24 protein-coding genes are annotated in these 22332 nt (G+C 56.4%); 23 read left to right on the top strand and 1 reads right to left on the bottom strand.

Annotation, left to right across the window (positions count from 1 at the left end; genetic code table 11):
• The first annotated feature begins 79 nt into the window (after positions 1 to 79).
• From aroC to ypjB, 20 genes are all read left to right on the top strand, one after another.
• Positions 80 to 1246: a chorismate synthase gene (aroC, locus tag GYMC52_RS11105; RefSeq protein ID WP_011231692.1), complete on the top strand. Its 1167-nt coding sequence runs from the start codon at positions 80 to 82 to the stop codon at positions 1244 to 1246.
• Between the two features lie 2 nt (positions 1247 to 1248).
• Positions 1249 to 2349 (top strand): 3-dehydroquinate synthase, encoded by a 1101-nt coding sequence (gene aroB / locus GYMC52_RS11100; protein ID WP_013144895.1) that lies wholly within the window; start codon positions 1249 to 1251, stop codon positions 2347 to 2349.
• Positions 2346 to 2726 carry a chorismate mutase gene (aroH, locus tag GYMC52_RS11095; protein WP_013144896.1) on the top strand — a complete coding sequence of 127 codons (381 nt, stop codon included), beginning with the start codon at positions 2346 to 2348 and terminating at the stop codon, positions 2724 to 2726. The genes aroB and aroH overlap by 4 nt, the downstream gene beginning before the upstream one ends.
• A gap of 235 nt (positions 2727 to 2961) precedes the next feature.
• On the top strand, positions 2962 to 4488 hold the full coding sequence (trpE, locus tag GYMC52_RS11090) for an anthranilate synthase component I (protein ID WP_013524131.1): 1527 nt from the start codon (positions 2962 to 2964) through the stop codon (positions 4486 to 4488).
• The gene (gene trpD / locus GYMC52_RS11085) at positions 4482 to 5501 is read left to right on the top strand and encodes an anthranilate phosphoribosyltransferase (RefSeq protein WP_013144898.1); all 1020 of its coding nucleotides are present in this window, start codon (positions 4482 to 4484) and stop codon (positions 5499 to 5501) included. The genes trpE and trpD overlap by 7 nt, the downstream gene beginning before the upstream one ends.
• A complete protein-coding gene (trpC, locus tag GYMC52_RS11080; RefSeq protein ID WP_041469525.1) occupies positions 5494 to 6270 on the top strand; it encodes an indole-3-glycerol phosphate synthase TrpC in 777 nt (258 codons plus the stop codon). Before trpD ends, trpC begins: the two co-directional genes overlap by 8 nt.
• Positions 6257 to 6901, top strand: a complete 645-nt coding sequence (locus GYMC52_RS11075) for a phosphoribosylanthranilate isomerase (protein ID WP_013524129.1) — start codon at positions 6257 to 6259, stop codon at positions 6899 to 6901. Before trpC ends, GYMC52_RS11075 begins: the two co-directional genes overlap by 14 nt.
• 363 nt (positions 6902 to 7264) lie before the next feature.
• Positions 7265 to 8479 carry a tryptophan synthase subunit beta gene (trpB, locus tag GYMC52_RS11070; RefSeq protein WP_013524128.1) on the top strand — a complete coding sequence of 405 codons (1215 nt, stop codon included), beginning with the start codon at positions 7265 to 7267 and terminating at the stop codon, positions 8477 to 8479.
• On the top strand, positions 8463 to 9269 hold the full coding sequence (trpA, locus tag GYMC52_RS11065; RefSeq protein WP_041469239.1) for a tryptophan synthase subunit alpha: 807 nt from the start codon (positions 8463 to 8465) through the stop codon (positions 9267 to 9269). Before trpB ends, trpA begins: the two co-directional genes overlap by 17 nt.
• Before the next feature lie 31 nt (positions 9270 to 9300).
• Positions 9301 to 10398: a histidinol-phosphate transaminase gene (gene hisC, locus GYMC52_RS11060; RefSeq protein WP_013524126.1), complete on the top strand. Its 1098-nt coding sequence runs from the start codon at positions 9301 to 9303 to the stop codon at positions 10396 to 10398.
• 87 nt (positions 10399 to 10485) lie between these two features.
• Complete coding sequence (locus tag GYMC52_RS11055; RefSeq protein ID WP_013144904.1) at positions 10486 to 11589, top strand: prephenate dehydrogenase; 1104 nt, start codon at positions 10486 to 10488, stop codon at positions 11587 to 11589.
• A gap of 27 nt (positions 11590 to 11616) precedes the next feature.
• Complete coding sequence (gene aroA / locus GYMC52_RS11050) at positions 11617 to 12900, top strand: 3-phosphoshikimate 1-carboxyvinyltransferase (RefSeq protein WP_013524125.1); 1284 nt, start codon at positions 11617 to 11619, stop codon at positions 12898 to 12900.
• Positions 12901 to 13188: 288 nt separating this feature from the next.
• A complete protein-coding gene (locus GYMC52_RS11045) occupies positions 13189 to 14445 on the top strand; it encodes a tetratricopeptide repeat protein (protein ID WP_013144906.1) in 1257 nt (418 codons plus the stop codon).
• 56 nt (positions 14446 to 14501) lie between these two features.
• A complete protein-coding gene (locus GYMC52_RS11040; protein WP_013144907.1) occupies positions 14502 to 15035 on the top strand; it encodes a ReoY family proteolytic degradation factor in 534 nt (177 codons plus the stop codon).
• A gap of 88 nt (positions 15036 to 15123) precedes the next feature.
• Positions 15124 to 15579, top strand: a complete 456-nt coding sequence (locus GYMC52_RS11035) for a YpiF family protein (RefSeq protein ID WP_013144908.1) — start codon at positions 15124 to 15126, stop codon at positions 15577 to 15579.
• Positions 15580 to 15723: 144 nt separating this feature from the next.
• Positions 15724 to 16233 carry a ubiquinol-cytochrome c reductase iron-sulfur subunit gene (locus GYMC52_RS11030; protein WP_013144909.1) on the top strand — a complete coding sequence of 170 codons (510 nt, stop codon included), beginning with the start codon at positions 15724 to 15726 and terminating at the stop codon, positions 16231 to 16233.
• Between the two features lie 3 nt (positions 16234 to 16236).
• Complete coding sequence (gene qcrB / locus GYMC52_RS11025; protein ID WP_011231676.1) at positions 16237 to 16911, top strand: menaquinol-cytochrome c reductase cytochrome b subunit; 675 nt, start codon at positions 16237 to 16239, stop codon at positions 16909 to 16911.
• Positions 16912 to 16960: 49 nt separating this feature from the next.
• Complete coding sequence (locus GYMC52_RS11020; RefSeq protein WP_011231675.1) at positions 16961 to 17725, top strand: menaquinol-cytochrome c reductase cytochrome b/c subunit; 765 nt, start codon at positions 16961 to 16963, stop codon at positions 17723 to 17725.
• A 78-nt stretch (positions 17726 to 17803) separates the two neighbouring features.
• Complete coding sequence (locus GYMC52_RS11015) at positions 17804 to 18424, top strand: DUF1405 domain-containing protein (protein ID WP_013144910.1); 621 nt, start codon at positions 17804 to 17806, stop codon at positions 18422 to 18424.
• Between the two features lie 350 nt (positions 18425 to 18774).
• The gene (ypjB, locus tag GYMC52_RS11010) at positions 18775 to 19563 is read left to right on the top strand and encodes a sporulation protein YpjB (RefSeq protein ID WP_013524124.1); all 789 of its coding nucleotides are present in this window, start codon (positions 18775 to 18777) and stop codon (positions 19561 to 19563) included.
• Between the two features lie 137 nt (positions 19564 to 19700).
• On the opposite strand, the gene GYMC52_RS11005 is transcribed toward ypjB, so the two are convergent.
• Entirely contained in the window at positions 19701 to 20573 is an 873-nt protein-coding gene (locus GYMC52_RS11005) for a YitT family protein (RefSeq protein ID WP_011231672.1), read from the bottom strand.
• Positions 20574 to 20733: 160 nt separating this feature from the next.
• Between GYMC52_RS11005 and GYMC52_RS11000 the strand changes: the two genes are divergently transcribed.
• The 3 genes from GYMC52_RS11000 to GYMC52_RS10990 are packed head-to-tail and all read left to right on the top strand — an operon-like array spanning position 20734 to position 22329.
• Entirely contained in the window at positions 20734 to 21069 is a 336-nt protein-coding gene (locus tag GYMC52_RS11000) for a nucleotide pyrophosphohydrolase (protein ID WP_011231671.1), read from the top strand.
• Complete coding sequence (dapB, locus tag GYMC52_RS10995) at positions 21066 to 21863, top strand: 4-hydroxy-tetrahydrodipicolinate reductase (RefSeq protein WP_013524123.1); 798 nt, start codon at positions 21066 to 21068, stop codon at positions 21861 to 21863. Before GYMC52_RS11000 ends, dapB begins: the two co-directional genes overlap by 4 nt.
• A gap of 31 nt (positions 21864 to 21894) precedes the next feature.
• Positions 21895 to 22329 carry a methylglyoxal synthase gene (locus tag GYMC52_RS10990; RefSeq protein ID WP_013524122.1) on the top strand — a complete coding sequence of 145 codons (435 nt, stop codon included), beginning with the start codon at positions 21895 to 21897 and terminating at the stop codon, positions 22327 to 22329.
• Positions 22330 to 22332: the final 3 nt, after the last annotated feature.

The following is a 22332-nucleotide window of genomic DNA, read 5'->3' as shown; positions in this document are numbered from 1 at the left end:
TCCTGAAACTATTTTCATTTTTCGAATTTATGATATATTTTTACTTAAACGCGTTAAAGACCTGAAGGGAGAGACAAACATGCGGTATTTGACGGCAGGGGAATCGCATGGGCCGCAATTGACGGCCATTTTGGAAGGAGTGCCGGCCGGGCTTGAGCTGCGCGCCGAGCACATCAATAAAGAGCTGGCGCGCCGGCAAAAAGGATACGGACGCGGCCGCCGCATGCAGATTGAAAAAGATGAAGTGAAAATCACAGGCGGCGTTCGGCACGGGAAAACGCTCGGCTCGCCGATTGCGCTCGTTGTCGAGAATCGCGATTTTAAACATTGGCAAACGATTATGGCGGTTGAGCCGATTGATGACGAAGCGGAAGTGAAGCGGAAAGTGACGCGTCCGCGCCCAGGGCATGCCGATTTAAACGGCGCCCTGAAATACGGACATCGCGATATGCGCAACGTGCTGGAGCGCTCGTCGGCGCGTGAAACGACGGTGCGCGTGGCGGCTGGAGCGGTGGCAAAACGCATTTTGGAGGAGGTCGGCATCCGCGTCGCCGGGCATGTCATCGAAATCGGCGGCGTGCGCGCAAAGAAGCTCGATTATCGTTCGCTTGAAGAATTGCAGGCAGTGACGGAAGAATCACCGGTGCGCTGCTTTGACCCGGAGGCGGGGCAAAAAATGATGGAAGCGATCGATTGGGCGAAGAAAAACGGTGATTCGATCGGCGGCATCGTTGAAGTGATCGTTGAAGGTGTTCCGGCCGGAGTGGGCAGCTACGTCCATTACGACCGAAAGCTTGATGCGAAAATCGCGGCCGCGATCGTCAGCATCAACGCGTTTAAAGGCGTTGAATTCGGGATCGGCTTTGAGGCGGCGCGCCGCCCGGGAAGCGAAGTGCACGATGAAATCATTTGGAGCCCAGAACAAGGCTTTTCGCGCCGGACGAACCGGGCGGGCGGCTTTGAAGGCGGGGTGACGACCGGGATGCCGATCGTCGTGCGCGGAGTGATGAAGCCGATCCCGACGCTGTACAAGCCGCTTCAAAGCGTGGATATCGAGACGAAAGAGCCGTTTGCGGCAAGCATTGAGCGATCGGACAGCTGCGCCGTGCCGGCGGCGAGCGTTGTCGCTGAGGCCGTTGTCGCCTGGGAAGTGGCGGCGGCGATCGTTGAGCAATTTGGGCAGGATCGGATGGACTTGATTAAGGAAAATGTGGAACGCGCCCGCCGCTATGCAAAGGAGTTTTGACGATGATCGAACGGACGATTGAAACGGCGACGAAGCGCTATCCGCTTCTTTTGGGCGATGGGGCGGCCCGCGTGCTGCCAAGCTTGCTTCGGTCGCTCTCCTGTCCGCCAGGGACAAAACTTTTCATCGTTACCGACGATACTGTGGCGCCTCTTTATTTGGATGAGGTGCGGGCGTTGCTTGCCGCCGCTGAGTATGACGTGTACGCCTACGTCATTCCAAGCGGGGAGGCGGCCAAGTCATTTGATCATTATTACGCTTGCCAGACAGCGGCATTGCAGTGCGGCCTCGACCGCCGTTCGGTTATCATTGCGCTTGGCGGCGGCGTTGTCGGCGATTTGGCTGGGTTTGTCGCCGCCACCTATATGCGCGGCATCCGTTACATTCAAATGCCGACGACACTCTTGGCCCATGACAGCGCCGTCGGCGGCAAAGTCGCCATCAACCATCCGCTCGGCAAAAATATGATCGGCGCCTTCCATCAGCCGGAAGCAGTTGTGTATGACACCTCCTTTTTGCGCACGCTGCCCGAGCGCGAGCTTCGGTCCGGGTTTGCCGAGGTGATCAAACATGCGCTGATCCGCGACCGCCGCTTTTACGACTGGCTGCGCGCGGAAATCAAGACGCTCGCCGACTTGCGCGGCGAGAAACTCGCCTATTGCATTGAAAAGGGCATTGACATTAAGGCGTCCGTCGTGCGTGAGGATGAAAAAGAAACCGGGGTGCGCGCCCATTTGAATTTCGGCCATACGCTCGGCCATGCGCTGGAAAGCGAGTTAGGCTACGGCGCGCTCACTCACGGGGAGGCGGTTGCGGTTGGCATGCTGTTTGCCGTCTTTGTCAGCGAACGGTTTTACGGCCGGTCGTTCGCTGAGCATCGATTGGCCGACTGGTTCGCCGGATACGGCTTCCCGGTGTCGCTGCCGACAACGGTTCAGACGCGCCGCCTGCTTGAGAAGATGAAAGGCGACAAAAAAGCGTACGCCGGAACAGTGCGGATGGTGCTTCTCTGTGAGATCGGCGACGTGGAAGTGGTGGAACTCGAAGACGACAACCTGCTCACGTGGCTGGACGAGTTTTCCAGACAGGGGGGAAAAGGATGATTCGCGGCATTCGCGGAGCGATTACAGTGGATCGAAATGACGCCGAGGAAATCGTGGCGGCAACTGAAACGTTGCTTCGTGAAATGATCCGCGCAAACGATGTCGCCGCTTCTGATGTGTCGTTTGTGCTCATTTCCGTCACCGACGACATCACCGCCGCGTTTCCGGCGCAGGCGCTGCGCCGTTTGGACGGCTGGACATATGTGCCGGTCATGTGCACGAGGGAAATTCCGGTGCCCGGTTCATTGCCGCGCTGCATTCGCGTCATGATGACGGTGGCGACTGAGAAACAGCAAGAAGAGATCTGCCACGTGTATTTAAAAGGGGCGGTCGTGTTGCGCCCGGATTTGTCGTTGACAAAAAAAACAGAAATGTAATATAGTTAAAATAACCTCTTTGCCCCCTGAGACATCGGGGGCGTTAGAAGTGGAGCGAGAGTGGAGAGCGAGCGTAGGGTAGATGAGAATGAGCGAGTTTAGCTGAGGTTGAGCGTTTTTTCATTCGCCGACATCTGCCCAAAGACGGTCGTCTTTGGGCGTTTTATTTTCCCTCTCTTTTTTCGCCTCATAAACCCTCATTCTCCGCCCGCTGATCATGAAGGGAGGAGAAGTGATGTCTGCTGATGGGCTGGCCGCTTTTTTGGCGGAAGCGAACGAATTTCGAACCATCCCGATTGTGCGCAAATTTGTAGCCGATGTCATTGAGCCGCTCGGCGTGTTTGCCAATTTGCGCGAGGAAGCCGTGTTTTTGCTTGAAAGCAAGGATGACGAATCGCCGTGGGCGCGCTATTCGTTCATCGGTGTGGCGCCGTTTTTGACGCTGGAGAGCGAAACCGGCGAAACGTTTTCGGTGAAAGACGAAAACGGGAACGAACAAATCACCGCACCGACGCTGAAAGAAGCGTTTCAATGGGTCGAGCGGACGCTTGCCGTCAAGCCGCTTGCCGAGACGGTGCCGTTTACAGGCGGTGCAGTTGGGTTTTTAGGCTACGATTTCATTTCCGCCATCGAAAAAGTGCCGCGCCACAAAAACCGCGATGTGCCTATGAAGACGGCCTATTTCGTGTTTTGTGAATCGCTGTTTGCGTTTGACCAAAAAAAGCGTGAGTTGCTCGTCATTCACTATATTCGGTTGAGCGGCAACGAAACGGAGGAAGAGAAAATCGAAGCGTACCGCGCGGCCGAACGGCGCATGGCCGATCTCGCGGCGAAAGCGGCCCGCCCTCAAGCCGAGCAGCCGCTCTTGCCGGCGGAAAGCGAATCGGGGCGGACCGCCTCGTTTGCCAAAGCGGTGTCCAACTATGACAAAAAACAGTTTTTGCGCGATGTGGAGGCCGTGAAACGGTACATCGCGGCCGGCGATGTGTTTCAAGCGGTTCTGTCGCAGCGCTTCTGCGTGCCGGTTCAAGCCGGAGGCTTTGCCATTTATCGGCTGCTCCGATACATCAACCCGTCGCCGTACATGTTTTATTTCCAGCTTGACGGTGTGGAAATTGTCGGCAGTTCGCCGGAAAAACTGATTCAAGTGCACCGTCGGCGCGTTGAAATCGATCCGATTGCCGGCACACGGCGGCGCGGCCGATCGCCGGAGGAAGACGAGAGGCTGGCTGATGAGCTGTACCACGACCCGAAAGAACGGGCTGAGCATTATATGCTTGTCGATTTGGCGCGCAACGACATCGGCCGGGTCGCCAAGTATGGAACGGTCGAGGTGCCGGTGTTGCTTCAGATCGGCAAATTTTCACACGTGATGCACTTAATTTCCAAAGTCGTCGGTGAACTGGACGACAACGTCCACCCGATCGATGCACTCCTTGCCGCCTTTCCGGCTGGAACGGTGAGCGGGGCGCCGAAAGTGCGGGCGATGCAAATTTTGCAGGAACTCGAGCCGACAGCAAGGGGGCTGTATGCCGGAGCGATTGCCTATATCGGGTTTGATGGCAACATCGATTCGTGCATCGCCATCCGGACAGCGGTCGTGAAAGACGGCTATGCCTATGTCCAAGCCGGCGCCGGCATTGTCGCCGACTCCGTTCCGGAACTGGAGTGGAAAGAGACGCGCAATAAGGCGAGCGCCTTGATGAATGCGATTGAACAAGCGGAACGACTATTTGCTAAAGGGGAGAGGGCCGTATGTTGAAGCAGCTGCTTGTAAAATGTGCGGAAGGGAAAGCGTTGACGGAAGACGAAGCGTATGCGGCGATGAATATCATCATGTCCGGCGAGGCGACGGACAGTCAAATCGCAAGTCTGTTGTCCATGCTCCGCCTGCGCGGAGAGACAGTCGATGAGCTCGTCGGATTTGTGCGGGCGATGCGCGACCGGATGACTGCCATTGAGGCTAGTGATGATGTCATCGATACGTGCGGCACGGGCGGCGATGGGGCGGCGACATTCAACGTTTCCACCGCCGCGGCGATCGTCATTTCATCGCTTGGCGTCAAAGTCGCCAAGCACGGCAACCGCGCTGTTTCGTCAAAAAGCGGCAGCGCTGATGTGCTCGAGCGGCTCGGCATCGACATTCAAACGTCGCCGTCGGCCGCCAAACAGGCGTTGGAAACGAAAGGGCTGGCGTTTTTGTTCGCCCCGCTCTATCACGCGGCGATGAAACACGCCGCCGGGCCGCGGAAGGAAATCGGTTTCCGCACCGTTTTCAACTTGATCGGCCCGCTCGCCAATCCGGCGCGCTGCAAGCGGCAAGTCGTCGGCGTCTATTCGACCTGCTACGCTGAGAAATTGGCGGAGGCGATGCGCCGCCTCGGCTCGGAACATGTGTTGTTTGTCACCGGGCGCGATGGGCTTGATGAATGCAGCATCGCTGCAGAAACGGATGTCGTGGAGTTGAAAGACGGTGCGATCCGCCGCTTTGTCATCGCACCAGAAGACGCCGGCTTGCCGCGCGGCGAGCTTGCCGATGTGCAAGTGCGCGATCCGGAAGAGAGCGCCGCGCTTCTTGAGGCGGTGATGGCGGGAACAGCGCCGGAGAGCGCCATCAATATCGTTGCGCTGAACGCCGGCGCCGCCCTGTATGCCGCCGGCAAAGCCGAAACGATTGCCGAAGGAGTGGCGATGGCGAAAGAGGCCATTTTGTCCAAAACCGCATACGAACAACTGCAACGCCTGCGGGCGAAGGAAGTGGTTCATGATGCTTGAGCAAATTTTAGCAGCCAAACGGGAAGAAGTGGAAACGTTGACGCTGCCGGCGCCATTGCCAGAGCGAAAGCGCCGGCCATTTGCGGCGGCGCTCCGTCGGCCGCGGCGGATGCTTGGCTTGATCGCTGAGGTGAAAAAAGCGTCGCCGTCAAAAGGCATCATTCGCCCGAATTTTGACCCGGTGGCCATCGCGAAAGCATATGAGCGCGCCGGTGCCGACGCGATCAGCGTGCTGACGGATGAACGGTATTTTCAAGGGCATCGCCGCTATTTGCGAGCGGTGAAAGAAGCGGTTAACGTTCCCGTGCTGCGCAAAGATTTCATCATCGATCGGCGGCAAGTCGAGGAAAGCGTCCGACTCGGGGCGGATGCGATTTTATTGATCGGCGAGGCGCTCCCGCCGGAAACACTCGAGGGGCTCTATCATGAAGCGTACAGCTTGGGGCTCGAATGTCTGGTCGAGGTGCATGCAAAAGAGACGCTCGAGCGGATTTTCGATCGGTTTACGCCGGAGATCGTCGGCATCAACAACCGCGACTTGCATACCTTTGTGACAACACTTGAGGCGACCAAAACGCTCGCTCCGCTCATCCCGCCATCGTGCGTCATCGTCAGCGAAAGCGGGATCGGTTCCTTCAATGATGTGAAGACGGTCAAATCGTACGGAGCGCAGGCCATGCTCGTCGGCGAGTCGCTCATGCGCCAAGATGATGTGGAGCGAGCGGTCTACCGGCTGTTTGGGGAGGAAGATGGGGATGATTCGAATTAAATATTGCGGCAACCGTTCGGCTGAAGATGTGCAGACCGCTATCGCGAGCGGGGCTGATTACCTCGGCTTTATTTTCGCCGAAAGCAGGCGGAACGTCTCTCCGAGTGAAGTGCAGCAATGGCTCGCGCCCCATAAGCTTGGCGCAAAGCAGCTTGTCGGCGTCTTTGTCAACGCCCCCGTTAGGCGGATCGCCGCTGTCGCCGCCGAGCTGCCGCTTCATGTCATCCAATGCCACGGCCGGGAAACGCCGGCGGAGCTGGCGGCGGTGAAAGAGGCGGTGCCGCTTTCCGTCTGGAAGGCGATCCACCATGGCGACGGTGCGCTTGCGGCGATGAGGCAGTACGCTGGCATTGCCGATGGCTACGTCGTTGACAGCCGCGCCGCCGGCGCCTGGGGGGGGACGGGCGTCGCTTTTGATTGGGAGGCGGTGCCGCACTATTTGGAAGAGGCGGCCCGCCAAGGCGTGCCGTGCTTCATCGCCGGCGGCATCACTCCGGACAATATCGAGCGGCTGCTTGTCTACCGCCCGGATGGCATCGATATCAGCAGCGGCATTGAAACGGACGGACGCAAAGATCCAACGAAGATGAAACAAATCGAAGAAAAAATAAAGAATCACGGGTGTCGATGATCCGTTTTATGCACGAAAAAACACAGAATGATATGGCTGAACACAAGCTTTTCTGCCTTTTCCCTCGAACAAGAACGCCGGCGGGCGAATGACATTTGCCCGCAAAGCGTTCATTGTTCGAGGGGGCATGCGGCAGCATGCCCGGTCGGCAAGCGAGCCGCTTGCCGACTACGGCAGAAAAGCTCGGACTAGAGCCTTCTCGACAGACTTTTTATTGGTTCATCAACACACCTGATAAAAAAATAACAAAACGAAGGGCCAAAAGACGGCGCTGACGCTCGGACGATGAACAAACGCAGGCTCTCTGAAGAAATGCGGCTCTTCGTCTTTCAACTTTTATGAAGGAGAAGGTGGGGTTAGATGATGGAACGCGTTCCGAATGAATACGGCCGGTTTGGCGATTTCGGCGGCAAGTTTGTCCCTGAGACGCTCATGCTTCCGCTTGAGGAAATCGAAGCGGAGCTTGACAAAGCGCTTGCCGATGAATCGTTCAAACAAGAATACATCCGCATTTTGCAGCATTACTCCGGTCGCCCGACCCCGCTCACGTTCGCGCCGAATTTGACACGGCAAGTCGGCGGCGCGAAAATTTATTTAAAGCGCGAAGATTTAAACCATACGGGCGCCCATAAAATCAACAACGCGATCGGCCAGGCGCTTTTGGCAAAACGGATGGGCAAGAAAAAGCTGATCGCTGAAACCGGAGCCGGCCAGCACGGCGTCGCCGCGGCGACGGTGGCCGCCCATTTCGGCATGGATTGCATCGTTTTTATGGGCGAAGAAGACATCAAGCGGCAGGAGCTGAACGTGTTTCGCATGAAACTGTTGGGCGCCGAAGTCGTGCCGGTGTCAAGCGGCAACCGAACGTTGAAAGATGCGACGAACGAAGCGATTCGCTATTGGGTCGCCCACTGCGACGACCATTTTTACATGATCGGCTCGGTCGTCGGTCCGCATCCGTACCCGAAAATGGTGCGCGAGTTTCAGCGCGTGATTGGCGATGAAGCGAAAGAACAGTTTCTCGCCCGTGAAGGGAAGCTGCCGGATGTCATCGTTGCCTGCGTCGGCGGCGGCAGCAACGCCATCGGCATGTTTTACCCGTTTTTGCAAGATGACGTCCGCCTCGTCGGCGTCGAGGCGGCCGGCAAAGGGATCGACACTCCGCACCATGCGGCGACCATCACAAAAGGGACGAAAGGGGTCATACACGGGGCGATGACCTACCTGTTGCAAGACGAGTACGGACAAATTCTCGAACCGTATTCGATCTCAGCCGGCCTTGATTACCCCGGCGTCGGCCCGGAACATGCGTATTTGGCGAGCATTGGCCGCGTCCGCTACGAAAGCGCGACCGATGACGAGGCCGTCGCTGCGTTTCAATTGTTGGCGCAAACGGAAGGCATCATTCCGGCCATCGAGTCGGCCCATGCGGTGGCGAAAGCCGTCGAGCTCGCACGCGAGATGCCGCCGGATGAAACGGTGCTCATTTGCCTGTCCGGCCGCGGAGATAAAGATGTGCAAACGATGATGCGCCATCTTGGTGCGAGGGAAGGTGAAGACATTGCCACTGTCCGTTAATCCGCCGCTATTTATCCCGTTTATCGTTGCCGGTGATCCGGCTCCCGATGTGACGATCGATCTCGCCTTGGCGCTTGAGGAGGCCGGCGCTGACATATTAGAGCTTGGCGTGCCGTACTCCGACCCGCTCGCTGACGGACCGACGATTCAACGCGCCGCCGCAAGGGCGCTTGACGGGGGCATGACGCTGCCGAAAGCCATTCAGCTTATTGGCGAGATGCGAAAAAAAGGGGTAAACATTCCGATTATTCTCTTTACGTATTACAATCCTGTGTTACAATTAGGAGAAGAATCCTTTTTTGCTTTAGCGCGGGAAAATGGCGCCGACGGCGTGCTCATTCCCGATTTGCCGTTTGAGGAAAGCGGTCCGCTCCGCGAACTTGGCGAACGGTTTGGTCTCCCGCTCATTTCGCTTGTTGCGCCGACGTCGAAGCAGCGGATCGAGCGGATCGCTTCGGCGGCGCAAGGGTTTTTGTATTGCGTCTCCTCGCTAGGCGTTACAGGCGTGCGTGAGACGCTGCCGGAGACGCTCGGCGATTTCCTCCGCGAAGTGAAGCGGCATAGCCGCGTCCCGGTCGCCGTCGGCTTTGGCATTTCGGCGCCGGAGCAAGTCGCGATGTTGAAAGAGGTGTGCGACGGCGTTGTCGTCGGCAGCGCGCTCGTGCAAAAAGTCGAGCAGCTGGCTCCGAGGTTGCAGGCGCCGGACGAAAGGGAAGCGGCCGTCGCCGAGTTTTCTGCCTACGCCCGTTCGCTTGCCGCGCCGCTTCGAGAAGCCTATTCTTCGCGCTAAAAGTTCCGAATTGAAGGAGTTGGCGACAATCATGCAAGTAAAGGAATCGCTCCGGGGGCTTTCTCCGTACCAGCCGGGAAAATCGATCGAAGAAGTCAAGCGGGAATATGGCTTGCCTGAGATTATCAAACTTGCTTCTAACGAGAATCCGTACGGTTCGTCGCCAGCGGCAAAAGCGGCCATCGCCGCTGAGCTTGACCGCCTCGCCGTCTATCCGGACGGCTACGCCCGCACGTTGCGCGAAAAGGTGGCGAAGCATCTTGGCGTCAAGGAAACACAGCTTCTGTTTGGCAACGGTTCGGATGAGGTGGTGCAAATTCTTTGCCGCGCCTTTTTAGAGCCGGGGGCGAATACGGTGATGGCGGCGCCGACATTCCCGCAATACCGGCACAATGCCATCATCGAGCGGGCCGAGGTGCGCGAAGTGCCGCTTGTTGATGGGCGTCATGATTTGGAGGCGATGCTTGCGGCGATCGATGAAAACACGCGCATCGTCTGGATTTGCAATCCGAACAACCCGACGGGCACGTATGTGAATGACACCGAGCTGCGCGCCTTTTTGGATCGCGTGCCGCCGCACGTGCTCGTCGTCGTGGACGAAGCGTACTACGAATATGCGACGGCGCCCGACTACCCGCAAACGGTGCCGCTTTTAAACGAGTACGAGCAGCTTGTCGTCATGCGCACGTTCTCGAAAGCATACGGGCTCGCTGCGCTCCGCGTCGGCTACGGCGTGGCGAGTGAGACGCTCATCCGCGCCGTCGAGCCGGCGCGCGAGCCGTTTAACACGTCGACCATCGCCCAAGCGGCCGCGGCGGCCGCACTTGACGATCAAGCGTTCATCCGCGCCTGCGTCGAACGAAATCGCGCTGAGCTTGAGCGGTATTATCGCTTTTGCGAGGAGAACGGCCTGAAGTATTACCCATCGCAGACAAACTTTTTGTTCATTGATTTCGGGTTGGATGGCGACGAAGTGTTCCGCTATTTGCTGGAGCGCGGCGTCATTGTCCGCTCTGGCCAAGCGCTTGGGCTGCCGACCGGCGTGCGTGTGACTGTTGGCACGAAAGAGCAAAACGACCGGGTGTTGGAACTCGTTTCGCAACTGCTTCGGGAAAAACAGCTCGCCTGACCGTTCAGCGGCGGGATGGATAGAAAAGATCGGCCCGTTGCTTTTCGAAAGCAACGGGCGCACGTTTACATAAAGTAGGTGGGACGATTGGAAGGAAAAGTGTTCATTGTCGGCCTCGGCTTGATCGGCGGATCGATTGCATTGGCGATTAAAAAAGCGCATCCGGAGGCGATGATCATCGGCTACGACGTCAATGAGCGGCAGCTCGGCTTGGCGCGCTCGCTCAAGGTGATCGACGAAGCCGCCCGTTCGCCCGAAGACGGATACGGACAGGCGGATTTGATCGTTCTGGCCGTTCCGGTCATGCAGACGGAGGCGCTGCTTTCGTCGATGCCGCTCGAGCGGTTGAAGCGCGGCGTTATCGTTACCGATGTCGGCAGCACGAAGCAGCGCATCGTTCAAGGCGCCCGCCGCCTGTTGGATCATGGCGTAGCGTTCATCGGCGGCCATCCGATGGCCGGGTCGCATAAAAGCGGTGTGGCGGCCGCAAGGGCTCATCTGTTTGAAAACGCCTTTTACATTTTGACGCCGACGGACGATGTGCCGCCGCAGCAAGTCGAGGCGTTGAAACAGTGGCTTGCGGGAACGAAAGCGCAGTTTGTCATCTTAACGCCCAAAGAGCACGACCGCATCACTGGCGTAATCAGCCATTTTCCGCATTTGATTGCGGCGAGCCTCGTTCATCAGGCGCGCGAATACGAGTGCGAAAACGCCCTCGTCAGCCGGCTGGCGGCCGGCGGCTTCCGCGACATCACCCGCATCGCGTCGAGCAATCCGGAAATGTGGCGCGATATTTTTATCCATAACAAGCATGAACTGCTTGCGCTCTTTGACCGCTGGATCGCCGAAATGGAGCGGCTGCGTTCGTTTGTCGAAGAAGAAAACAGCATCGCGATTTACCATTACTTTTTAGAGGCGAAACAGTTTCGCGACGGGCTGCCGTCGAGAACGAAAGGAGCGATTCCGTCGTTTTACGATTTGTATGTCGACGTGCCGGATTATCCGGGCGTCATCTCCGAAGTGACCGGCTATTTGGCCGAGGAAAACATCAGCATCACGAACATCCGCATCATTGAGACGCGCGAAGAAATTTACGGCGTGCTCCGCCTCAGCTTCCAAAGCGAAGACGATCGGGCGCGGGCGAAAGCGTGCCTCGCCAAACATACGAACTATGCCACCTATGAAGGGTAGCAAGGAAAAACAATGGAGGGATTTTGCATGCAGTTGCCAACCAACGTGTCGTCGCTCCGAGGAATGATCGAAGTCCCCGGCGACAAATCGATTTCCCATCGCGCCGTCATGCTCGGGGCGCTTGCTTCTGGACGGACGGTGATTGACCATTTTTTGCCTGGGGCGGACTGTTTAAGCACGATCGACTGTTTCCGGAAACTCGGCGTTGACATTCGCCAGGACGGGACGACAGTCGTTGTCGAAGGAGCCGGCCCCGGCGGGCTGCGCGAGCCGGCCGCGGTGCTTGATGTCGGCAACTCGGGAACGACGGCGCGCCTGTTGCTCGGCATTTTGGCCGGCCAGCCGTTTCACGCCTGCCTTGTCGGCGATGAATCGATCGCCAAGCGACCGATGGGGCGGGTGACGAAGCCGCTTCGCGAAATGGGAGCGCGTATTGACGGGCGTGAGGGCGGCAATTATACGCCGCTTTCCATCCGCGGCGGCGCGCTTCGCCCGCTTCGCTACACTTCGCCGGTGGCGAGCGCGCAAGTGAAATCAGCCGTTTTGCTTGCGGGCTTGTTCACCGACGGCGTAACGTCGGTCACCGAGCCGCACCGCTCGCGCGACCATACCGAGCGGATGGTTCGGTTGTTTGGCGGTGAAGTGAATGTGGATGGCTTGACCGTCTCGGTGGCCGGTCCGCAACGCTTGCGCGGGACGCACATTTACGTTCCCGGCGATATTTCGTCAGCCGCCTTTTTCCTTGTCGCCGGCGCCATTGTGCCAAACAGCGAAATTACGCTGAAAAACGTCGGCTTAAATCCAACGCGGACCGGCATCATCGATGTGCTTACACAAATGGGGGCGGATATTGCGATTGACAACGTCCGCAACGAGGAAACCGAGCCGGTCGGTGATATTACGGTCCGCACGTCGACGCTTCGGGCGGTCGAAATCGGCGGGGATCTGATTCCAAGATTGATCGACGAAATTCCGATCATTGCCTTGCTCGCGACGCAGGCGGAAGGAACGACCGTCATCAAAGACGCGAGCGAACTGAAGGTGAAAGAGACGGATCGGATCCATACGGTCGTCACCGAGTTGAAAAAACTCGGCGCTGACATCGAAGCAACCGACGACGGCATGATGATCCGCGGCAAAACGCCGCTTTATGCCGACGGGATTGTTGTCGACAGCCATGGCGACCACCGCATCGGCATGATGCTCGCCGTTGCTGCCTGCATCGCCAAAGGGACGGTCCGCCTCGAGCGTTCGGAAGCGGTCGCCGTTTCCTATCCGGCGTTTTTTGCCGATCTCCGCTCGCTGCTGTAAAAGGCCTCCCGCCCCAAGCGGGCGGGCGGTCATATTTTGCGTTGTTCGTTCATATATTGTCAGTGAGAGGAATTGGCTTCGCATTTTTTGAAAGCGGATACATTCCCGGTTTCCGGCCGAAAAACGGCGCACCTTCCAGACAGCGAGCGGTTTGGTTGCGGAAACGGCCATGATCGATTATCATCATTCATGTTCCCGTTGTAACGGTACATAACGATTTGAATGGCAAAGGCGGATGGGCTCCTGTGGGCGCCCGGCCGCCTGCCGCAAGAGAGGGCTGACGAAACCATGACACGCGTCGAACAAATCATTCGCTTAGTGGAAAACGGAAACGTCGACCAAGCGTTGGCGCTCGTGCCGAAAGTGAAAAAATATGGAAGTGATGAAGAAAAATACGCGCTTGCCGACTGCTTGTACGGATGGGGAATGCCGGAAGAGGCGAAGGAGCTGCTTGAGGAGCTCGCTGCCCGCTATCCGGATGACGGCGACATTCGCCTGTTTTTGGCGGAAGTGTATACGGAGCTTGAAGCCGAAGAGGAAGCGCTCGCCATTTTGTCGGAGATCGACGAAGACGATCCGCAGTTTGTCCGCGCGTGCCTTCTTGCCGCCGATTTGTACGAAATGCAAGGGCTGGCGGAAGTGAGCGAGCGGAAGCTGCGTCAAGCGTACGAGAAAGCTCCAGATGAGCCGATCGTGCAGTTTGCGTTGGCTGAGTTGTATTTTTCGCACGGTGAATACTCAAAAAGCGTGCCGCTTTATGAACAGGTGCGGAAGACGAATAAGGAGATGGCCGGCGTCTTGATCACCGAGCGGATCGCTGAGGCGCTCAGCCGTTCCGGGGAATTCGAGGCGGCGCTTCCGTATTATGAGGAGGCGCTCAATGAAAAAATGGACAGCCGGACGCTGTTCGCCTACGGATTCACCGCGTTGCAGGCCGGCTATACACAAACGGCCATCGATAAGCTCAGCGCTTTAAAAGAGCTCGATCCGGACTACACTCCGCTTTACCTTTATTTGGCGAAAGCGTATGAACAAGAAGGACGGCTCGTGCAAAGCTATGAGACGGCGCTTGAGGGCGTCGGCGTCGACGAATGGAACAAAGAGCTCCGCCTTTACGCAGGCAAGCTGGCGCTCAAGCTGAACAAGCCGGAGGAGGCAGAGGAACATTTGAAAAAAGCGCTTGAGATCGATGGCGGGTACATCGAGGCGCTCACGGTTTTATCGGCGCTTTGGCTAAATGAACAGCGCTATGAGGATGTCGTAGCGCTTCTTGAGCAGGCGATGGCCGATGGCGAGTACGATCCGCAGTTTGAATGGGACCTTGGGCGCGCCAAACATCGGCTTGAGATGTACGACGATGCATTAAATCATTACGGCGAGGCATATAATTTCTTTAAGCACAATGTCGAGTTCCTCGAAGAGTACGGATATTTTCTCATCGAGGAAGGAAATCGGGCGGCGGCGAAAGAAATATTTCAACAGATCGTCCGTCTCGACCCAACCCATACGGAGGCGGCGGAGATGCTGCTTGAGCTCGAAGAGTAGGGGAGAAGCGGTGGCCCAACCTCTTTCTTGGAAACCGATCGAGGGGGAAGCGCAGAATGACGCACGTATCCGTCAATGAGAAAAAAGAGTTTATCCGTTGGTTTTTAAGCCACTATCAGTTGAAGCGGCGCGAGTGTGTCTGGATTTTAAACTATTTGATGAGCCATGACCAGCTCATGCAAAAGGTGCATTTTGTCGAGAATGCCCAATATTGCCCGCGCGGCATCATTATGTCGACTCACTGCGTCGACGATGTGCCGTTCCGTTTTTACAAAGGCAATGTGATGACAACCGATGCAGAGAAATCGTTCCATGACATCCGTTTAAACCGCGACGAAGATATTTACATTCAACTGAATTTCCGCGCTTCTTTTCACTCGCCGCAATATGTCGCTGTGCTTGAGGAAAACCCGTATGCGCCGAAGCAGGCGCAAGTGAGCGAAAACGACCAGCGCCTCGCCGAGCAGTTTTTGGAACGCTCCATTTACGAATTCCGGCGCGGGCGGCTCATGAAGCTGATCGATGAGGCGCTTGACCGCCATGATGAAGAGGCGTTCCGCCGCCTGACCGATGAATTAAACAAATTGTAAAAACCTTGCCGCCGGCAAGGTTTTTCTTTTGCCGAAAAATATGGTATGGTGATGAAGGGAAGAAACTTTAAGGAAAAGGAGAGTACGAATGAAGTGGACAGGCGAGGACGTCGCCCTCTATGAACGAGAGCGCGACTACATCGACACGGCGCTCCTTCCGCTTTTGCCGGTGGCGTTCGGCCAAGGAGCGAAGCGGCTCGCTTCCGGCGGGGAGCTTGTCGGGCTCATCGCGGCCGAGGTCGAGCGACAGCTGAAGGGCCGGTTGTTTTTGATGCCGTCGTTTGTGTATTTTGCCGATGAGCCGCGGGCGCTGCTTACCGAAAGGCTGGCGGATTGGACCAACCGGCTTAGGCGGGAAGGAATGAAGCATCTGTTTTATGTGACGTGCGACCGTGCGTGGCAAGAGGGCGAAGAAGCTGACCGCGTTTGGTTCGTTCCGGTTGTTCCGCTCGAGAGCATGGGTGAATCGTACAAGCACGAGCTTGTCAGAGAGCAGGCCGCCGAGCTGCTCCGCTTTCTCATCGGTCGATGGGCGCAAGAGTAGATGCGGCAAAGTCCGACGTTTTGCCGCCTGCGATATTGACCTTGTCCAGCAATTGAGCTATCATTAGAATGTCCTAGTTTTCCATATGTGTTATACATACAATCGTCCGGTGCGGACTTGATTTTGCATAGAGGGGGGAAGACGATGAGCGACAACAAACATCGTGTAACGAGACGCCAGTTTTTAAACTACACGCTGACCGGCGTCGGCGGTTTTATGGCGGCAGGGATGCTGATGCCGATGCTCCGTTTTGCTTTCGATCCGATCTTGAAGGATGAAGCAGGGACGGAGATGGTCGCGGTAGCAGACGTCAAAGAGATTACGACCGAACCGAAGCGCTTCGACTTTAAAGTGAAGGTGAAAGACGCTTGGTATGAGTCGGAAGAGCCGAAGTCAGCTTGGGTGTACAAGGATGAAAAAGGGGAGATCATCGCCCTTTCGCCGATCTGCAAACACCTTGGCTGTACGGTCGACTGGAACACGGACAAAGAGCATCCGAACCAGTTTTTCTGCCCATGCCACTATGGGCGCTATGAGAAGGACGGCACGAACGTTCCGGGGACGCCGCCGCAAGCTCCGCTTGACCGTTACGAGTACAAAGTGAAAGACGGCAAGCTGTATTTAGGCAAGGCGAAACCAAGAAAGGAGGCGTAATGCGTGTTAAACAAGCTGTATGACTGGGTCGATGAACGCTTAGATATTACGCCTTTATGGCGGGATATCGCCGATCACGAAGTTCCGGAGCACGTCAACCCCGCCCATCACTTTTCCGCCTTTGTCTATTGTTTCGGCGGGCTGACGTTTTTTGTCACGGTCATTCAAATTTTGTCAGGCATGTTTTTGACGATGTACTACGTCCCGGATATTAAAAACGCGTGGGAATCGGTGTATTACTTGCAAAACGAAGTGGCGTTCGGCCAAATTGTGCGCGGCATGCACCACTGGGGGGCGAGCCTTGTCATCGTCATGATGTTTTTACATACGCTGCGCGTCTTTTTCCAAGGGGCTTATAAAAAGCCGCGCGAAATGAACTGGATCGTCGGCGTATTGATCTTTATGGTGATGATGGGTCTTGGCTTCACCGGCTACTTGTTGCCGTGGGATATGAAAGCGCTGTTTGCGACGAAAGTTGGTTTGCAAATCGCGGAAGCGACGCCGCTCATTGGCCCGGCCATTAAGACGCTGTTAGCTGGGGACCCAGAAATTGTCGGCGCGCAAACGTTGACGCGCTTCTTTGCCATTCACGTCTTCTTCTTGCCGGCCGCTTTACTCGGCTTAATGGCAGCGCACTTTTTAATGATTCGCAGACAAGGCATTTCCGGTCCGCTATGATCGGTCGGCCCGCGTTTAGAGGTGATAGAAAAAAGGAGGGAACCACGCAATGCATCGCGGAAAAGGAATGAAATTCGTCGGCGATTCCCGTGTTCCCGCGGTGAGAAAACCGAATATTCCAAAGGACTATTCGGAATATCCCGGGAAAACGGAAGTGTTTTGGCCGAACTTCCTGCTTAAGGAATGGTTGGTCGGATCGGTCTTTCTCGTCGGTTTCTTATGCTTGACGGTCGCCCATCCGTCGCCGCTTGAGCGGATCGCCGACCCGACGGACACGACGTACGTGCCGCTGCCTGACTGGTATTTCTTGTTCTTATACCAATTGCTCAAATATTCGTATGCGTCTGGTCCGTATACGGTCGTCGGCGCGATCATCATCCCGGGGTTGGCGTTCGGCGCGCTCTTGTTGGCGCCGTTTTTGGACCGCGGCCCAGAGCGCCGTCCTTGGAAGCGTCCGGTCGCGACCGGGATGATGCTGTTGGCGCTTGCGGCGATGATTTATTTGACATGGGAAGCGGTCGTCACACACGACTGGAAAAAAGCGGCTGAACAAGGGAAAATTCGGGCGGAAGTGAAAATTGACACGAACGCGGAAGGCTATAAAATCGCCCAAGCGAACACATGTACATCGTGCCACGGACAAAACTTGTCCGGCGGCGCTGGTCCGTCGCTCATCGGCACCGGCTTGAAACCGGAAGAAATCGCGAAAATCGCGAGAGAAGGGAAAGGCAACATGCCGCCCGGCGTCTTTAAGGGCACGGATGAAGAGTTGAAAAAACTGTCCGAATTCATCGCCGGACTGAAAGCGGAATAATCGTTTCGACACGAAAAAGCTGACTCGCGTTAGTCAGCTTTTTTCGTGCCAACATGAAACCGAGGCGAGGTGCAGATGATGGCATGGCTTTATGCGCTGTTGGCTTCCCGGCCGGTTGTTTGGCTGCTCTTGTTCGTCAACGCGGCCGGCACCATCTATGGATATTATTGGTATCGTTATCAACTTGCCGATACGCCGCCCGTCTTTTTGCCGTTTGTTCCCGACAGTCCGACGGCGAGCCTTTTTTTTCTTGTCGTCCTTGTGGCATGGCTTTTCGGCAGGTCGGCGCCGCTTTTTGAAGCGTTGGCTTTGGTGACGCTTGTTAAGTATGGAATTTGGGCGGTCGTGATGAATGTGCTCGTTTGGCGCGTCACCGGCACGCTCGATTGGGCCGGGTGGATGCTCATCGTTTCGCACGGGGCGATGGCGATCGAAGGAATGCTGTACGCCCGGTTTTATCGATTCCGCTTCCTTCACCTTATGCTGGCGGCCGTGTGGACGCTGCATAACGATGTCATCGACTACGTTTTTGGCATGATGCCGCGCTATAGTGTGCTGGCTGACTACGCCAACGAAATCGGCTATTTTACGTTTTGGTTGAGCATCGCATCGATTGCCGCTGCGTACCAGCTTGGCGTCCGCCTCCGGCGCCAGCCGCTTCTGCCGGGCGGCATGTCTTTCCGGCAGGCATCAGAGTAGAGCGTTGAACACAAGGAGGAACGTTGGGCGGCAGCTTTCTATATAGATGCAACGAAGAAGTTTAACATATCCTTGACGGAAAAGCGGTTTGTCCATTTTCGACTGTCGAAGGCAAGCCTGTGGCTTGCCTTCGTCACGCCAAGGCGTGACGGAAGACCGAACAACCGCCTGCCCCCCCTAGACCCATATATGGGTCTGGAAGCGGCGTTGTTCGGTCCCCCGACAGTCGATCCAATACTCGGTAAAAGCTGCAAATGGTAAAGCTTCGAATTGCATCTATATAGCAGTTGCCTGGTCTACTCTTGTCCACTCCTTCATACATTGTACTAGTGGATGAGGGAGGGACGATGATGAAGCGAATCGGGCTAGCCATGTTGTTGTCGCTCGCCTTTTTATGGCCAGCGCCCATTGGCGCGGCTGGACAAACAAACGGTTGGGAGCAGTTGGACGATATTTCCGACGAGGCGCTGCAATTGGCGAAAAACGGTCGTTTTGCCGAAGCAAAAGAAGTGCTCCGCTATTTTTCCGAGCGGTTTTTCGCCCTTGGAGCAAAAGAACGGTTGAAATCGGCCGATGAATTGCGGGCGGTGACCGTGACGCACGAGCAGGCAGTCAAGGCGATGACGGCGCCGATCTCCGCGGAAGACAAAGTGGCGGCGATCACTCAGTTTCGCCTTGTTGTTGACGCCATCCATTCGACATACCAGCCGCTTTGGACGGAGATGGAGCCGGCTGTCATGGAGGCGTTTGCCGCGGTCGAAAAGGCGGCACAACAAGGCGAGCAGAAAGCGTATGCCGCTGCCCTCCGCCAGTTGCTTGACCGCTATACATTGATCGAGCCGAGTGTGAAAATCGACGTGCCGCCGGATATCGCGACAAAGGTCGATGACGATCTTGAGGCGTTGCAGGCCGCCGCGTTTTGGCAACGCGGCGAAGACGAGCAGCGCGAGCAACTCGCCGATGCGCGTCAAGATCTTGAAGCGCTGTTTGCCGGGGTGAAAAAGGACGAAGCTGATCCGTCGCTGATTTGGGTGATGATTTCCACTGGCGGAGTGATCGTGTTGACGCTGACGTACGTTGGCTGGCGGAAGTACAAAGGAGAAAAGGAAGAGAAGCGGGCGCGGCAGCCGGAAGACTAAGCACCGGCGCTTTTTGCGAGGGGGAAACATTTCCCCCTCTTTTTTGTTTTCCCGTCGCTTTGTGCAAGCACCGCCCCGGCACTTTCAAGCGGCGCTTGCCGGGCTTGTCCCGGTTGGGCTTTCGCGCCAGCGGCTTTTCATGGTTCCAGCGGCCGCTTTTGTTCATCGAGCGTAAACCCTTCGCCGAGCACATCATGCACATCGGTGACGGCGACGAACGCATGCGGATCAACGGATATAATGACACTTTTTAAGCGCGGCAGTTCGTTTTTGGCGACGACGCAATACAAGACGTCGCGGTCGCGCTTCGTATATGAGCCGCGCCCTTTCAGCACGGTGACGCCGCGCTCCATCTCTGTCAAGATCCGGTTGGCGATCTCTTCGCTTTTTTCTGAGATGATGGTCGCCCCTTTTGCCGCATAGCCGCCTTCCTGCAGAAAATCAATGACCCGGGCGGCGATAAAGACGGCGACCAACGTATACATCGCCTCGCGGTATGACAGGTAAAGAAGAAGCGACAACGTGATGACGGTGGCGTCAAAGGCAAACATCGTTTTGCCCATGCTGATGCCTTTATATTTATGGACGAGGCGGGCGATAATATCGACGCCTCCGGTTGTGCCGCCGTAGCGGAAAATAATGCCGAGGCCGACGCCGATAAAGACGCCGGCAAACAAGGCGGCGAGCGTCATGTCATGTCGAAGCGGCATATGAATCATGTAGCGCTGAAAGATGGACAAAAAGACGGAAACGGCGACCGTGCCGATGACGGTATAGAGAAACGTCTGGCGGCCGAGCAGCTTCCAGCCGATGAAAAAGAGCGGAATGTTGAGCGCCAAGTTGGTGATCGCTGGATCCAGTCCGAACAAAAAATAAAGAAGAAGCGTAATGCCGGTAAACCCGCCTTCCGCCAAATTGTTTTGCATGTTGAAATGAACGAGCCCGAAGGCGAAAATGGCGGCGCCAAGCAAAATAAACAGGCAGTTTTTGATCTTTAGTCCAAAAATCATACCGTCCCTCCGTCCGCAAAAATAGTCGGCGCCCTTAATTATAAAGGAACTTGTCCATATAGGCAATGACGAGCGAAAACGGACGGAATTGACAGCGGGCGAAAACATTTGTCAAATGCGCCGCTTTTCGCTAACATGAAAACAGACGAGGTGACAAGCCATGCAAGAGAAAACGATGAAACAAATGCAACAGGAAGTGGATGACTATATCAGTCAATTCAAAGAAGGCTATTTCAGCCCGCTCGCCATGCTGGCGCGGCTGACGGAAGAGCTCGGCGAGCTGGCGCGCGAGGTGAACCATTACTACGGGGAAAAACCGAAAAAGGCGACCGAACAAGAAAAAACGGTGGAAGAAGAGCTGGGCGATTTGCTGTTTGTGCTCATTTGCTTCGCCAATTCGCTCGGCATTGATTTGCAGGCGGCGCACGACCGGGTGATGGACAAGTTTCGCACCCGCGACCGCGACCGCTGGACGCGGAAGGAGGAAGGATCATGACGATTCGCATTGTCATCGCGGGGCCGCGCGGCCGCATGGGCCGAGAAGCGGTTGCGCTCGTGCAGCAAACCGATCACTTTGAACTGGCTGCGGTCATCGACCGCCGTTACGATGGACAAAATTTAGCGGAGATCGACGGATTTTCCGGCGTCAACGCCCCGATTTACACCGATGCGGCCCGCTGTTTTGCCGAGGTGAAGCCGGATGTATTGATCGATTTGACAACGCCGGAAGCCGGAAAGCGGCACACCGAGCTGGCGCTGCGTTACGGCGTTCGTCCGGTCGTCGGCACGACTGGATTTACGCCGGAAGATATCGAGCGGCTCACCAAGCTGGCGGAAGAGAAAGAAATCGGCGCCATCATTGCGCCGAACTTTGCCGTCGGAGCGGTGTTGATGATGAAATTCGCCCGCATGGCGGCCAAATATTTCACTGATGTGGAAATCATTGAATTGCACCATGATCAAAAGCTTGACGCACCGTCCGGAACAGCGTTGAAGACGGCGCAGCTCATTGCCGAAGTGCGACCGTCGAAAAAGCAAGGCCACCCGAACGAAAAGGAAACGCTTGCTGGCGCGCGCGGCGCGGAATATGACGGCATCCCGATCCACAGCGTCCGTCTGCCGGGCTTTGTCGCTCATCAAGAAGTGATTTTCGGCGGCAACGGCCAGACGTTGACGATCCGCCACGATTCGTTCGACCGCCGCTCGTTTATGTCCGGGGTGAAGCTGGCAGTGGAAACGGTGATGCATTTACATACGCTTGTCTATGGGCTGGAGCATATTTTGGAATAGTGTGCAAACTGCGCAAACGGGGGAGAATGGAATGAAAATCGCGTTAATTGCCCATGACCAAAAAAAGGCAGAGATGGTCGCATTTGCGACCGCCTATGCGCCTGTGCTTGCAAACCATGAATTGTACGCCACCGGCACGACCGGCTTGCGCATCCAGGAGTCGACCGGTCTTCCCGTTCATCGCTTCCAATCGGGGCCGTACGGAGGCGACCAAGAAATCGGGGCGATGATCGCCCGCAATGAAATGGATCTGGTCATTTTTTTCCGCGATCCGCTCACCGCCCAGCCGCATGAGCCGGACATCAGCGCATTGATGCGGCTTTGCGACGTCTATGCCGTGCCGTTGGCGACGAACATCGGCACGGCCGAGCTGCTCATCCGCGCGTTGGAGCGCGGCGATTTGGCATGGCGCAGCATTGTGCGCGGCCGAACAAAAGGCGGGGAGGAATCGAAAACAGAAAGGTGACAG

The sequence above is a fragment of the Geobacillus sp. Y412MC52 genome, assembly GCF_000174795.2.
GTDB lineage: Bacteria > Bacillota > Bacilli > Bacillales > Anoxybacillaceae > Geobacillus > Geobacillus thermoleovorans.
The sequence above is the reverse complement of the archived record's forward strand: the minus strand, read 5'-3'. Positions and strand labels throughout refer to the sequence as shown.

Bases quoted from the DNA above. Each gene is read 5' to 3' on its own strand.
- aroC (WP_011231692.1), top strand. From the start codon at position 80: ATGCGGTATTTGACGGCAGGGGAATCGCATGGGCCGCAATTGACGGCC.
- aroB (WP_013144895.1), top strand. From the start codon at position 1,249: ATGATCGAACGGACGATTGAAACGGCGACGAAGCGCTATCCGCTTCTT.
- aroH (WP_013144896.1), top strand. From the start codon at position 2,346: ATGATTCGCGGCATTCGCGGAGCGATTACAGTGGATCGAAATGACGCC.
- trpE (WP_013524131.1), top strand. From the start codon at position 2,962: ATGTCTGCTGATGGGCTGGCCGCTTTTTTGGCGGAAGCGAACGAATTT.
- trpD (WP_013144898.1), top strand. From the start codon at position 4,482: ATGTTGAAGCAGCTGCTTGTAAAATGTGCGGAAGGGAAAGCGTTGACG.
- trpC (WP_041469525.1), top strand. From the start codon at position 5,494: ATGCTTGAGCAAATTTTAGCAGCCAAACGGGAAGAAGTGGAAACGTTG.
- GYMC52_RS11075 (WP_013524129.1), top strand. From the start codon at position 6,257: ATGATTCGAATTAAATATTGCGGCAACCGTTCGGCTGAAGATGTGCAG.
- trpB (WP_013524128.1), top strand. From the start codon at position 7,265: ATGGAACGCGTTCCGAATGAATACGGCCGGTTTGGCGATTTCGGCGGC.
- hisC (WP_013524126.1), top strand. From the start codon at position 9,301: ATGCAAGTAAAGGAATCGCTCCGGGGGCTTTCTCCGTACCAGCCGGGA.
- aroA (WP_013524125.1), top strand. From the start codon at position 11,617: ATGCAGTTGCCAACCAACGTGTCGTCGCTCCGAGGAATGATCGAAGTC.
- GYMC52_RS11045 (WP_013144906.1), top strand. From the start codon at position 13,189: ATGACACGCGTCGAACAAATCATTCGCTTAGTGGAAAACGGAAACGTC.
- GYMC52_RS11040 (WP_013144907.1), top strand. From the start codon at position 14,502: ATGACGCACGTATCCGTCAATGAGAAAAAAGAGTTTATCCGTTGGTTT.
- GYMC52_RS11035 (WP_013144908.1), top strand. From the start codon at position 15,124: ATGAAGTGGACAGGCGAGGACGTCGCCCTCTATGAACGAGAGCGCGAC.
- GYMC52_RS11030 (WP_013144909.1), top strand. From the start codon at position 15,724: ATGAGCGACAACAAACATCGTGTAACGAGACGCCAGTTTTTAAACTAC.
- GYMC52_RS11020 (WP_011231675.1), top strand. From the start codon at position 16,961: ATGCATCGCGGAAAAGGAATGAAATTCGTCGGCGATTCCCGTGTTCCC.
- GYMC52_RS11015 (WP_013144910.1), top strand. From the start codon at position 17,804: ATGGCATGGCTTTATGCGCTGTTGGCTTCCCGGCCGGTTGTTTGGCTG.
- ypjB (WP_013524124.1), top strand. From the start codon at position 18,775: ATGAAGCGAATCGGGCTAGCCATGTTGTTGTCGCTCGCCTTTTTATGG.
- GYMC52_RS11005 (WP_011231672.1), bottom strand. From the start codon at position 20,573: ATGATTTTTGGACTAAAGATCAAAAACTGCCTGTTTATTTTGCTTGGC.
- GYMC52_RS11000 (WP_011231671.1), top strand. From the start codon at position 20,734: ATGCAAGAGAAAACGATGAAACAAATGCAACAGGAAGTGGATGACTAT.
- dapB (WP_013524123.1), top strand. From the start codon at position 21,066: ATGACGATTCGCATTGTCATCGCGGGGCCGCGCGGCCGCATGGGCCGA.
- GYMC52_RS10990 (WP_013524122.1), top strand. From the start codon at position 21,895: ATGAAAATCGCGTTAATTGCCCATGACCAAAAAAAGGCAGAGATGGTC.